Annotated in this window: 17 protein-coding genes; all 17 read right to left on the bottom strand. The window is 70.9% G+C overall.

What is annotated here, in order from left to right:
• On the bottom strand, positions 1-1,202 hold a 1,202-nt coding region (locus BJP40_RS29005), incomplete at its 3' end, for a phage tail tape measure protein (protein ID WP_177204507.1).
• The gene (locus BJP40_RS29000) at positions 1,186-1,506 is read right to left on the bottom strand and encodes a hypothetical protein (RefSeq protein ID WP_071283504.1); all 321 of its coding nucleotides are present in this window, start codon (positions 1,504-1,506) and stop codon (positions 1,186-1,188) included. The genes BJP40_RS29000 and BJP40_RS29005, both read right to left, overlap by 17 nt.
• Before the next feature lie 20 nt (positions 1,507-1,526).
• Entirely contained in the window at positions 1,527-1,937 is a 411-nt protein-coding gene (locus tag BJP40_RS28995) for a hypothetical protein (protein WP_071283501.1), read from the bottom strand.
• 13 nt (positions 1,938-1,950) lie between these two features.
• Complete coding sequence (locus tag BJP40_RS28990; RefSeq protein WP_071283498.1) at positions 1,951-2,385, bottom strand: phage tail tube protein; 435 nt, start codon at positions 2,383-2,385, stop codon at positions 1,951-1,953.
• 33 nt (positions 2,386-2,418) lie between these two features.
• On the bottom strand, positions 2,419-2,847 hold the full coding sequence (locus BJP40_RS28985) for a DUF3168 domain-containing protein (protein ID WP_071283496.1): 429 nt from the start codon (positions 2,845-2,847) through the stop codon (positions 2,419-2,421).
• Positions 2,844-3,218, bottom strand: coding sequence for an HK97-gp10 family putative phage morphogenesis protein (locus BJP40_RS28980; RefSeq protein WP_071283494.1), 375 nt, complete (start codon positions 3,216-3,218; stop codon positions 2,844-2,846). Before BJP40_RS28980 ends, BJP40_RS28985 begins: the two co-directional genes overlap by 4 nt.
• 6 nt (positions 3,219-3,224) lie before the next feature.
• Positions 3,225-3,383, bottom strand: a complete 159-nt coding sequence (locus BJP40_RS34735) for a hypothetical protein (RefSeq protein WP_177204506.1) — start codon at positions 3,381-3,383, stop codon at positions 3,225-3,227.
• Complete coding sequence (locus BJP40_RS28975) at positions 3,380-3,718, bottom strand: hypothetical protein (RefSeq protein WP_071283491.1); 339 nt, start codon at positions 3,716-3,718, stop codon at positions 3,380-3,382. The genes BJP40_RS34735 and BJP40_RS28975 overlap by 4 nt, the downstream gene beginning before the upstream one ends.
• Before the next feature lie 332 nt (positions 3,719-4,050).
• A complete protein-coding gene (locus tag BJP40_RS28970; RefSeq protein WP_071283475.1) occupies positions 4,051-4,650 on the bottom strand; it encodes a hypothetical protein in 600 nt (199 codons plus the stop codon).
• A gap of 15 nt (positions 4,651-4,665) precedes the next feature.
• Complete coding sequence (locus tag BJP40_RS28965; protein WP_071283472.1) at positions 4,666-4,989, bottom strand: SAP domain-containing protein; 324 nt, start codon at positions 4,987-4,989, stop codon at positions 4,666-4,668.
• Complete coding sequence (locus tag BJP40_RS28960) at positions 4,989-5,363, bottom strand: hypothetical protein (protein ID WP_071283470.1); 375 nt, start codon at positions 5,361-5,363, stop codon at positions 4,989-4,991. The genes BJP40_RS28965 and BJP40_RS28960 overlap by 1 nt, the downstream gene beginning before the upstream one ends.
• Positions 5,364-5,390: 27 nt before the next feature.
• On the bottom strand, positions 5,391-6,641 hold the full coding sequence (locus BJP40_RS28955; RefSeq protein WP_071283468.1) for a phage major capsid protein: 1,251 nt from the start codon (positions 6,639-6,641) through the stop codon (positions 5,391-5,393).
• A 63-nt stretch (positions 6,642-6,704) separates the two neighbouring features.
• Positions 6,705-7,430, bottom strand: coding sequence for a hypothetical protein (locus BJP40_RS28950; RefSeq protein WP_071283465.1), 726 nt, complete (start codon positions 7,428-7,430; stop codon positions 6,705-6,707).
• Positions 7,431-7,610: 180 nt separating this feature from the next.
• Positions 7,611-9,638: a phage portal protein gene (locus tag BJP40_RS28945; RefSeq protein WP_071283463.1), complete on the bottom strand. Its 2,028-nt coding sequence runs from the start codon at positions 9,636-9,638 to the stop codon at positions 7,611-7,613.
• A gap of 2 nt (positions 9,639-9,640) precedes the next feature.
• Complete coding sequence (locus BJP40_RS28940; RefSeq protein ID WP_071283461.1) at positions 9,641-9,829, bottom strand: hypothetical protein; 189 nt, start codon at positions 9,827-9,829, stop codon at positions 9,641-9,643.
• A 19-nt stretch (positions 9,830-9,848) separates the two neighbouring features.
• Positions 9,849-10,421, bottom strand: coding sequence for a terminase TerL endonuclease subunit (locus BJP40_RS28935; RefSeq protein WP_256220840.1), 573 nt, complete (start codon positions 10,419-10,421; stop codon positions 9,849-9,851).
• On the bottom strand, positions 10,405-11,235 hold an 831-nt coding region (locus BJP40_RS28930; RefSeq protein ID WP_256220839.1), incomplete at its 5' end, for a terminase large subunit domain-containing protein. The genes BJP40_RS28935 and BJP40_RS28930, both read right to left, overlap by 17 nt.

Genomic DNA, 11,235 nt, shown 5'->3' with positions numbered 1-11,235 from the left:
ATCGGGTTCGCGTACATCGCGGCGTTCACGGCCCAGATCACGACCGCCATCACCGCGAGCGCGGCGACCAGGCCGAGCACGACCGGCACAGCGATCTGCATGATCTCTTTGTTCTCGCTCATGAACTCGCTGACCGACTTGACGATCGGCAGGAGCGCTTCGCCGAGCGTCATCATCAGCTGCCGCATGGCGGCGTCCATCTGCTGCGCGGGGTCGGCTTCCATCGAGCCGGCCAGGCCCTTCGCGGCGCCCGCGGCCTGGTTCATGCCGGTCGACGCTGCGGCGGTGGCCGGGTCGAGCGCGAACAGGGCCTCGCCCATCACGTTGGCTGGATCGCCGAACAGGGCAGCGGCGGCGTTCAGCTTCGTGGTCTCGTTCTCGGTGCCGCGCAGTGCGTCCATCGTCATCTGCAGGGCCTTCTGCGCGGAGGCGCCGCCCCGGCCCATCAGCTTGGCCATCTCGGTGCCGTTCAGGCCGATGCTCTTGAACGCTTCCTTCGCGGCGTCGCTGCCGGCGAGGGTGATCTCTCCGAACTGGCCGATGCCGTCGGCGACCTGGTCGAGGTCGCGGGCGCCGGCCTGGACGGCTTGCTGCAGCAGGCCCATCGAGGTCTGCCCGTCCAGCCCGATACGCCGGAATTGGGTGGAGTACTCCTGGATCGTGGGCAGCAGGTCCCCGCGCAGCTCTGCGGGGATGGTCTGCATGGCCTTGGTGACGAGGTCGAAGCCCTCGGTGGCGTCGGCGGCCAGCCCGGTCTTGATGAGCTGGCCGACGGCCCCGGTGGCGTCTGCCACGTCGGTCTCGAATGTGTCGGCGAGGGCGAGGGCCTGCTTGCTCATGTCCTGCAGCTCGGCCTCGGTGAACTCGCCCAGGTCGCCGATGCCGGAGTGGATGCCGCCAAGCGCGGCGTTGACGTCCCCGAGGGACTGGCCGAACCCGGCGGAGAACACCTCACCGGCGACGTCGCCGGCGCGCTCGGCTTCCTCGGCGGTCAGGCCGAGCTGGTTCTGCAGCTTGTGCTGGGCGGAGGCGATGTCCATCGCCTGCGTGATCCCGGCGACGAACACGGCGCCGGCCAGACCGCCGGCCGCGGCGGCGGGCGCCGCGAGGCCGTCCAGGCGGCCCTGGACCTCCTGGGTTCCCTGGTCGACTCCGGTGGAGTCCATGCCGATGCGGATCAGCAGCTCATCGAGCAGAGCCACGACGCACCCCCTTGTCCGCCCGCTTCTCGAAGCCGGCCTGGATGCCCTGGACGATGCCGAGGAGCTCGCGGCCGGTACGGCGCGGCCTGGCTTTGCGGGACCACACCATCAGGTGGTCCTGCAGGCGCGGACGTGCGCCCTTGCGCATGTGGGGTGCGGCCACGTCCATGCCGAGCCGCGCGAACAGCACGTCCAGCCTGCTCGGGCCGATGGGCCCGTAGAGGTTCTGGTAGGCGAGCAGGCGGGCCAGCTCCCGCTCGGTGAACCGCTCCAGCACCTGCGACGGCGGGATACGGAAGGCCACGGCCAGGTCGTACTGGAACCTCAGCTCTGGCCGTCGCCGAAATCCTCTTCGGCCGCCTGCACCTTCTGCATGAAGTCCCGGTCATCACCGGACAGGTGCTTGACCAGGTTGAACAGGCCGTTGACGATGCCCGCGTTCTTCTTCCGTAGGATCGCGATGCCCTCGCGCAGGTCGGGGAACACCAGCTCTCCGGTGTCCTGGTCGTAGAGGGCCTTGGCGACGATCTCGGCCTTGTTGGAGCGCAGGGCCATCTCGGCGCTGTTCTTGCCCTGCTGGAACTGCATCTTGGACAGCTTGTTCTGGTACTCCTCCCAGTCCTCGTCGGGCAGGCCGCACACGCGGAAGCGTGCGCCGGGTGCCCACTCGGGGATCTCGACGTCGTGGTGGACGGGGATGTCGTCCGCAGCGCGGATCTGGTCCTTGAGGCCCATGTGATGTCTCTCCTTACGCGCCGGTGGCGGTGAGCGTCGGCTTGCCGCTGATCTTGAAAGTGGCCTCGCGTTCCATCTTGTCGTCGGTGGGGAACGCGTCGCCGATGCTGGTGATGAGGGCCGAGAACTCCCACGTCCACTCGTCGACCGTGCCGGGGAGCAGCACGACCTGGTAGTCGCGCAGGTCGTCCTCCTCGAAGTCCGCATCGAGGGCCTGGTGGGAGGAGTCGGTGGGGGCGTAGTTGAGCGTGAGGGTGACCTCCCCGCCGTCCTTCAACCCCTTGATGAACTCGCGGTACTTGTCGGGGGAGTCGTGGGCGGTGACCTCGATCGATTCGCGGGACCGCTCGGGCCCGGAGATGTCACTGACGTTGGCGATCACGGCGAAGCTGCCGCTGCCGGTGGTGTCGCGCTTGAACTGGGTGCCGAAGGCATCGGTGCCAGCCACGCGGGCCTCCTTGGGGTGTGAGTGGGGCGCCGGTCAGGCGCCGGTGACGTCGGTGACGATGCGGAACCGCAGCACGACGTGCCGGATGTCGCCCGGCGGCTCCGGGTCGGTGAGGGTCTGGGAGAACTCGAAGCGGGTCGCCACGTGGTGGTGCCCGTCGATGCTGAGCGGCGTGTGGTCGAGGACCTCCACGACCCGGCCGGCGATCCGCAGCGCCTCGGCGTAGCCGCGGTACTGCGACCACACGTGCAGGGTGATCACGGTCTCGGCGCCGTGCCGGTCGTGCGCGTTGTCCGGTGTCTCGATCGCCTCGCCGACGTGGACGTAGGGGTAGGGCTGGCCCTCCTCGACGAAGTCGAACACGCCCGTCACCAGCGTCCCCAGGGCGGCGTCGGCCTGCAGCGCGCCGTACACGGCGATCTGCACGGGCAGGAGGGCCAGGCCCGGGGTGGGGGTGCTCATCGCAGCACCCGCCGGACCTCTTCGGTGAGCCGGGCCCGGTAGCGGGGCCGCTCCGCCTCCAGAGCTGGGGCGAGCGCGGGCTGGGCGGGGAACCGTCGGGTGCCGTGCTCGTGGAACGCGGCGTAGAAGTGCCGGTCATCGTGCCAGCCGACGGTGGCGACGAAGCCGTCCTCCTCGTACTCGATGCCGACGTTGTCGCGCAGCGTGCCCTCACCGACGCGCACGTTGCGCTTGGTGTCGTCCCGGACCGCCTCGGCCGACTCCTTGACGGCCTTCTTGAGCGCCTCCTTGACGTCGTCGCTCAGCTCGTCCAGCTGGACCCGCAGCCGGTCAAGACCAGTGATTCGTACGGTCGGTCCCCGTCTGGCCACGGCACCTCACCTCCTGACCTGCCGGCGGATGACGGCCAGCTCGGCGGCGACGGCGAGGACGGCCCAGGTGAGCCGCTCCACGGTGTCGCGGTCGGGGTCCTCGGCGCGCTGCCTGCACTCGTGCGCCTCGCTCGCCACGTACGGGCGCTGCTGCTCGGCGGTCACGTCTCGATCTCCAGTACGGCGACCGTGACGGACGTGACCGCGTCGTAGGTGATCGCAGCGCGCCCGTTGGAGCCGCGGTAGACGTTCGCGAGCGGGATCAGTGCGTGGTCCCCGGCCGCGACGGGCACAACGGCGTCGGCGATCGCGTGGCCCTTCACCGTCCCCGGTGTAGCCACGGTGACCGTGTGCGGCGACGCGTCGCCGTTGGCGACGTACAGCAGCCGGCCCGGGCCGACCGGGGCGGTGTCGCCGCCGGAGCTCGCGGCGACGGCGGCGCCGGCGACATCGGCCAGGCCCGTGGCGATGGGCACGGACGTGGCAGTGAGATCAGCCATCGGGCTGCCCCTCTCCTTGGATGAGTTGGGATTCGGCCTTGCGGTAGCGGGTGCTGGACGGGGCCACGACGTGCATGACCCGCCAGGTCTCCCCGCTGCTCGCGTCACGCAGCTGGTCGCCGCGGCGCACGTCCGCGGCGGGCAGCAGGTAGATGCTGTGGGTGTGCTCGGCCCGGTCTGCGCCGCCAGCAGCCGCTCAGACGCGGATGGTTGGTCGACCTTCGCGCGGACCTCGTCGGGCTGCAGCGCCCAGGCGGTGGTCTGCCCGCCGGCACTGTCCGGCACGGTCTCGGGCCGCCACACCTGCAGCGGCCGGTTCAGGAGGTGCCCGATCATGTCCGGGCCCGGTACACGCCCAGCGCCGTGATGTCGGCCTGGGACAGGGTCATGCCCAGCGCGTCGGCCGACCACGACCGCGAGTGGTCCCCCAGCGTCTCGCTGCTCAGCAGCTCGGGATTGCCCCACGCGGCGGCCGCCAGGCGCAGCGTCGCGCGCTTGACCCCCTTGGGGATCGTGGCGTGTCCGGCGGTGTAGACGACCTGGATGCGCTGGTCGCCGGTCGGCCACCAGCCGCCCACGCGGGTGAGGATCCCGGACTCCGACCACGTGTAGTCGTGGTCGGCGCCGTGCTCCAGGACCTCGTCGGCCGCGTCGTCGCCCAGGATGGTCACGGAAGTGACCGCGGTGACCGGCCAGCGCGGCAGCAGCAGCCTGCGTGAGCCGGTCCCCGGGGCGTCCGGCCACCGGTCCCCGCGGGTGGGCCCGTCGAGGGTGACGGTGTCCGTGGACAGCTCCAGGGACTGGCCGAGCTCGTCATCGATGGCGCCCTCGGCGAGCTCGATGAGCAGCTCGGCCTGCGCGGTCTCCTCCGCGGTGAAGGCCAGCCCGTGCCGAAGGAACAGGCGCAGGTGCTCGGCGGTGGCGTAGGCCACGGCCCACCTCCTCTCCTACTCGCTGGCCACCCGGGCGGCCTCGGCGTCCTGGATGGCCTGGACCAGATCGGCCTTCCGGCCGCCGTCGGGGAGGGAGATGTCCCGCTCGTCGGCGTACTCCTGCAGCTGAGGCACCGTGAGCTTCTCCAGCGGCGAGTCCTGCGGGGCCTGGCGCTGCCGGGCCGGGGCCGCGGGGCGGCGCTGGGTGGGTGTGTCGACGGCCGTGCAGTGGCCGGCGGCGATCCGGGTGAGTGCCTCGGCCTCGGGGAGGTCGACGATCTGCCCGGGCCGGGCCGAGAAGCGGGGGTTGGCCACGCGGCGGGTGAACTGGACGCGCATCACTTCACCCGGCCCTTGGCGCGGACCACGCTGACGCCGAACGCGGCGTCGCCGGTGCCTGCATCGGTGGCCACGGCGCGCAGGTACCGCTTGATGCCGTGGTAGCCGATCGTGGTGACGGTGTTCGCGGTGAGGGTGGCGGGCTCGGTGCCGTCGAGGTCGGCGGCGGCGACCGCGGTGTAGCCGCTGCCCGACTCGTCGGACTCCTGCACCTCGATGCTGAAGCTGGCGTCGGTGACGGCGCCGACGTCGATGACGACGGCGGCGGCGTCGAAGCCGGCCAGGTCCACGGCGGTGCCGTTGGCGCTCGCGGTGCGGGCGGCCGGCACCAGGGTCTGGGCGATGGACAGGTGGTTCTTGATGTCGTTGCGCATGCTGCTGGTCCCTTCGGATCAGGCCGGTCAGGCGACGGTGTCGTTGGACTGCAGCCGCACGAACGGCTCCTCGAGGACGGGCATGGCGTCGACCTCGGCGCGGCCGATGAACCCGACCTGGTTGGACTCGGCGTACAGCTCGACCAGGCGCTGGATCTCGAACTGCAGGGCATCGACGATCCAGTAGTAGGAGAAGTCGCCGAGCATGCCGATGTAGTCGTTGTCGGCCATCGTCGACGGCGCGAACTCGGAGAGCACGTAGGGGATCTCCAGGATCGTGTCGGAGCGGTCGCCGAGCCCGGGCTTCCAGATGTAGTTGCCGTCGGCGTCCTTGACCTTGCGGATCTCGGCGAGGACGAACCGGTGGAACAGCCAGCGGGCCCGCGGGTGGTACTGCGGCTTGAGGGTGTACTTGGCGGTGATCAGCGCGTCCGCCGCGTACCCGTCCGTCGAGTTGTGGACGAAGCCGCTGCCGTCGGTAGGCACGTCCACGTCCCGGGCGGTGGTGATGCCTCCGAGGTCGGCGTTGCCGACGGTGAACAGCCCCAGCGGCTTCTGGTTGCCGTCGCCGGTCATGAACGCGTTCTCCTGCGCGGTCGCGTGCCGGTAGGCCATGCGGTCACGCACGATCGCCTCCGGCCCGATCGCAGCCGCGCGCAGCAGCTTGCGGGACACCTTCACCCGCTTGGCGAGCGGGTGCGGCCGCAGCTCGCGCTTACCGAAGCGCAGGCCATCGTCCTGGCTGCCGGTGGCGACCTCGCTCGTCCACTCCGCGTCGTCCAGGTCGCTGTCCCTGGTCGGGACACCGAGGGACTCCGCGGTGGTCAGGCGCTGCACGGTGGCCAGGCCGCGCAGCGGCATCATGTCGTCGACGACCTGCAGCAGCTGCTGCACGAACTGCTCCGGCGCGACGAGGAACCCGCCCTCGGGGTCGTTGCCCGCGTTCAGGGCGCGGGCCTGCCGCTCGGTGAGCGCGGAGCGCCCGGACAGCAGGTAGGAGCGCCAGGCGGCCATCTGCTCGTCGCCGCCACCCCCGCCCGGGCCCGGGCCGTCGTCGGGGACGCCGTCGAGGGCTGCGCGGTCGTCGTCCAGAAGCCGCTCGGCGCGCTCGATGGTCTGGTCGAGCTGGTCCCGCTCGTCCATCAGCCGGTCGAACGACTGCTCTTCCTCACCGGTCATGGCGCGGCCCGCCGACGTGGCGGCCTCCATCAGGGCGCGAGCGTCGGCGCCGAGCTTGCTGCGCTTGGCCTTCAGCTCGCGGATCTTCAGCGTGGTCATGCTTCCCCTCCTTGGGGTGTGCCCGCCCGCGGCGAAGGGGGCGGAGAGAACAGGTGGGTGCGGTTACAGGCCGGCCAGGCGCAGCAGGCGGGCACGGTGCGCGGCGTCGGCGGCCGCGCGCGCCTCGTCGTCCTCGTCGTCGGTGCCACCCGCGGCCTCGAGGAGTTCGGTGAGTGCGGTGACCGCGTTCTGGACGAGGGTCTTGTTCTTCTTCGACAGCACGGCGCCTGCGCGGACGGACTGCCGCAGCCTGGCGACGTCGTCCTCGCTCAGAAGGCCGGGGACATGAAGGAGTCCGCGTACGGCGGCGAGGTGGTCCTCGCGGCCGGACTCGACGATGGCGTTGGGGTCCATCGGCAGCGGGACCGCGCTGACCTCGAACAGCTCCCAGCCTTCGGGCGTTCCGTCGTCGGCGATGTTCCAGACGTCGAAGCCGATGCTGAAGGCGTTCATGATCTTGTTGCGGTACTTGCGTTCGACCTTGCGGGCGAAGTCGTCGTCCTGGTCGAAGACGATGGACATCTTCAGGCTGTCGCCGTCGATCCAGGTCTTGTCGGAGCGGCCGATCGGCAGGCCGTCGCGGCCCCAGTACGAGTGGCCGTAGCCGACCACTGGGTTGGCGTCGAAGCGGCCGAGCTGGGCGCCCTTCATGGTGAGGTTCAGGCCGTCGCCCTTGCGGCCCTCGGTCGCGGCGACGATGGTGAGCGGCTTCCCGGCCGCTTCGTCGCCCTGGTCGTCGGTGTCGGCGCGCTGGACGTAGCCGCGCATGTAGTGACGCTGGCCCTTCATCGGTCCCTCCCGGGGTGTCGTATCTGCCGGTCACGCGGTGCGGGGCGCTGCTGCCGTATGGCCTCCGCTGAGGGCGGCGGGACGGTGTGGCCACGGTTGACGCAGCGTTCGCACAGGCCCCGCTCCTCGACCCACGGAAGGCCACAGCAGCGGCACCCGGTCACGCCGTTGCGGCCGCGTTCAGTCGCCGACAACGGGCACCACCTCGCAGTCGCAGCCCGCGTGTACGGGCGGGTGGAAGGTGTTCCGCTTCGCCACCAGTTCGCCGTCGTCGCTGTCGATCTGGTCGCCCTTGGCGATGAACGGGTCCTCGAGGGCGACGGTGCGGCCGTCGAGCTTGGTGCAGTACGGGCAGTTCTTCGACCCGCGGGCCACCCAGCGCAGCTCCCGCACCCCTGCCTCCCGCCACGTCTCGCGGGCCGCGGCGTTCGGGAGCTGGGTGGCCTGCCAGCGCGCGGTCTGCGCGGGCCGCTCCTCCTGCCACTTCAGCAGCAGATCGGCCACCGCCTCCGCGGCGTCAACCTGGCTGGGTGCCTCCTCGGTGCGGCGCCGCAGCGCGCCGAAGCTGGTGGCGAGCCGGTAGGCGGTGTGAGCGAGGGTGTAGGCGCGTGCCCACACCGACAGGTCCACGTCCTCCTCATGCCCGACCTCGGCGGCCGCGTCCTCGGCCACGTCCGCAGCGAACGCGGTGATGATCGGCAGCCACAGCGTGCTCATGGCCTCGGCGATCGGCCCGTCCTCCTCGTACAGGGCGGCCAGGGCCGCCACGAACGCGGACGTGGAGCGGGCCCGGCCGGTGTCGAGGTGCTCCTCGATGAGGGAGCCGACCTCGGCGGCCTCGAGGTCGGCGATCTCCTGGTCGGCCTCCTCTACCTTCGGCGCCCAGGCGTCGGCGATCCGTTCACGCGCCCCGCGGCCGCGCAGCAGCCGGGCGCGCCGGCGGGCCGCCGTACGGGCGTCGTCTTCGTCGCCGGGTTTCGGGCCGCTGGCGGGGACCATGTTCAGCGGCACCAGGTAGGCGTCGCCGCCGTCGACCGGGTTGAGGTTCTCCTTGTCCCGGACGTCGTTGGAGGACAGCCAGCCCCACTGCCGGCCGATCGCGTATGCCTGGTAGCGGGTCATCGTGTCGCCGCGCAGCAGCGCGTCCACCAGGTGCTCGGCGAAGTAGCGGCGGCGCTCCTCGGGCAGCAGCAGCTGCGTGAGGATGGCCTGCTCCCACCGCACCAACCACGAGTTCAGCGCGCTGGAGACGTAGTCGAGCTGCTGCTGCTCGATGTTGGAGAAGGTGGCGCGTTCGAGGTCGCCGATCTTGTGCGGCGGCAGGCGCAGCCAGCGCGCCATGTCCGTCACCTGCAGCTTGCGGGTCTCGAGGAACTGGTTGGCGTCGTTGGGCAGGCCGACCTGCTGCCAGGTCACGCCTTCCTCGAGGATCGCCACGCGGTGGGCGCGGTCGATGCCACGGTGGATGTTCTCCCAGTCGTCCGCCATACGCTTCCTGGCCTCGGGGGACAGGTTCTCGGGGTGGGACAGGGCGCCCGCCGGCGCGGAGCTGTTGGAGAACGTCTTGGCGCCGTAGTGCTCGGTCGCCAGCCCCAGCCCGATGCTGTTCGCGGCGAGCTCCACCACGGAGTAGCCGCGCAGCCCGTCGAACCCCAACCCGTTGACGTACAGCACCTCACCCGGGGCCAAGTTGGCGTAGATGCCGTTCACGTCGTCGACGTACTGGAACCAGCGTTCGGCGCGGCCCCGCCCCATCTGCCGCACCTTGACGTGCAGCCGGTCCGGGCGCAGCGGCCACAGCTCTTCGATGACGCCGGTGCGTTCGTGGGTGACGACGTAGGCGGCGCCGCCGCCCCAGGTGATGGCGTGGCCCTGCAGGGCCTCCCGGAACGCCATCGTGCCCATCATGTCGTTGGGCGCGTCGTGCAGCAGTGTGTACAGGGGGTGGTTGGTGGCGCGGTCCTTGCCGCGCTTCAGCCGCTCGTACAGGAACAGCGGCAGGGCGCCGAGGTCCTCGGCGATGACGCGCACCCCGGCGAAGAACGGCGCGTACATCAGCGCGGTCTCCTGGTCGACGCGGACGCCGGCGGAGTTGGCGACGTCGCCGGTGAACCAGTCCACCACCCACTTCTCGGGGGTGGCGATCCCGGACAGCGGCCCGGACGAGGCGCGGGCCGCGGACCGTACCGCGGAGCGCAGGAAGCCCACGATCAGCCTCCCTTCTTCGCGTCGATCAGTTCCTGGCGGGCCGCGGCCTTCTCCGCGAGGACCGAGCCGGCCAGGCCGATGCCGAGCAGCGCGGCGCCGACCACGGTCAGGCCCAGCCAGGGGGCGAGCAGCCCCATGCCTGCGCCGAGCAGCGCGATACCGAGCAGCGCCAGGACGTCCCAGCGGTCCACGGCGCACCCCCCTTCGTCGTCACAGGGCCATGCCCTGGGTCTCGTAGACGCTGGGCGCGGGCAGGCCGCGCATCGCGCCGTCGACGGCGAGGAGCAGGCTGACCATGCCGTCGATGCGTTTGCCGGTCTTGTCGCGGTCCGGTTTGACCGGCCGCATGCGGTCGGGGTCGTCGCGCGGGCTCTTCTTCTCGATGCTGTCGGCCATCCACAGCGCGACCGGGTTGCCGAAGTGCGCGAGCTCGCTCCCGGGCGGGCGGGCCTTCAGCCGGCGCATCAGCTCCGACATCGGCGGAGTCATCCGCAGGTAGGTGGTGTCGGACTCGACCAGCTTCAGCCGCGTCCGCTTCGTGATCGCCTGCCGGACGGGCTCACCGGACCACTTGTCGTAGGTGATGTCGACGATCCGGTAGCGGTTGTGGTCGGCGGCGACATCGTCGTAGATGCGGTCGTAGTCGATGGTGTCGCCCTCGGTCTCGGTGACCCACCCGTCGCGCACCCACTCCTCGAAGCGGCCGTTGGTGTAGTCGCTGAGGATCGGCGTGACCGACTCGGGTACCCAGAACCGCCACAGCACCTCACCCCCGGGGAACAGCAGCGTGAACGCGGTCAGGTCGAGCTTGCTGGACAGGTCCCAGGCCGCCCCAGCAGCGCTGTCCCTCGAGGCGGCCGGCCACCCAGGCCGGGGTGGGGGCGATCTCGCGCGCGGCCGCGTTCCACAGGTCCATAGAGATCCAGCGCGTCACCTGCGAGACGCGCTGGTTGAGGCGGAACTGCCGAAACCCGTGCTCCGCCTTCAGGTCGCTGCGGGCCTCCTCGGCTTCCTCCCGCAGCGACGACAGCGACAGGAAGCTGCCGAGCGCAGGGTTGGGCCAGTACCAGTTCGCTTCGTCCCACGGATCGAGGCTGACCGGCAGCTCCGGCCTGCCCGGGAAGAGCCGGTGCAGCCGCTCCAGCTCGTCGGCCGTGCGCGGCATCTTCCGCACGAACACGAAGTGGTGCGGCGCCCGCGCGGGGTCCTCCATGACCCGGTCGGCCTCGTCGATGAAGTCCGCGCCGAAGCTCACGCCGTCGGCGGTCTCGGTGGTGATGGCCAGCATCAGCGGCTGGCAGCGCGCGCCGGCACCGGTGCGCATCGCCTTCCACAGCTTGTCGTCCGGCTGGGACAGCACCTCGTCGAGGATGAAGCAGTGCGGGCTGTGGCCGAGCTCGTTGTCCGCGTCGGACGGGATGACCTCGTAGTGGGAGCCGGTCTTCTCGTCGACCAGGCGCCGCTGGTTCTTGATGTGGGTCAGCCGCTTGGCCAGTACCGGCGACTTGCGGACCATCTTCGTGGCGGGCTCGAACCCTTTGCCCGCTTGGCGGGTGTTCGCGGCCGCGCCGTACACCTCGGCGGACTCCTCCCGTCC

Origin of the sequence: Streptomyces sp. CC53, from assembly GCF_001865245.1 — a bacterium.
GTDB lineage: Bacteria > Actinomycetota > Actinomycetes > Streptomycetales > Streptomycetaceae > Streptomyces.
The sequence above is the reverse complement of the archived record's forward strand: the minus strand, read 5'-3'. Positions and strand labels throughout refer to the sequence as shown.

What these genes read in the sequence shown, in the direction of transcription:
- BJP40_RS28995 (WP_071283501.1), bottom strand. Translation starts at nt 1,937, where the DNA reads ATGGGCCTCAAGGACCAGATCCGCGCTGCGGACGACATCCCCGTCCAC.
- BJP40_RS28985 (WP_071283496.1), bottom strand. Translation starts at nt 2,847, where the DNA reads ATGAGCACCCCCACCCCGGGCCTGGCCCTCCTGCCCGTGCAGATCGCC.
- BJP40_RS28975 (WP_071283491.1), bottom strand. Translation starts at nt 3,718, where the DNA reads ATGGCTGATCTCACTGCCACGTCCGTGCCCATCGCCACGGGCCTGGCC.
- BJP40_RS28965 (WP_071283472.1), bottom strand. Translation starts at nt 4,989, where the DNA reads ATGCGCGTCCAGTTCACCCGCCGCGTGGCCAACCCCCGCTTCTCGGCC.
- BJP40_RS28960 (WP_071283470.1), bottom strand. Translation starts at nt 5,363, where the DNA reads ATGCGCAACGACATCAAGAACCACCTGTCCATCGCCCAGACCCTGGTG.
- BJP40_RS28955 (WP_071283468.1), bottom strand. Translation starts at nt 6,641, where the DNA reads ATGACCACGCTGAAGATCCGCGAGCTGAAGGCCAAGCGCAGCAAGCTC.
- BJP40_RS28950 (WP_071283465.1), bottom strand. Translation starts at nt 7,430, where the DNA reads ATGAAGGGCCAGCGTCACTACATGCGCGGCTACGTCCAGCGCGCCGAC.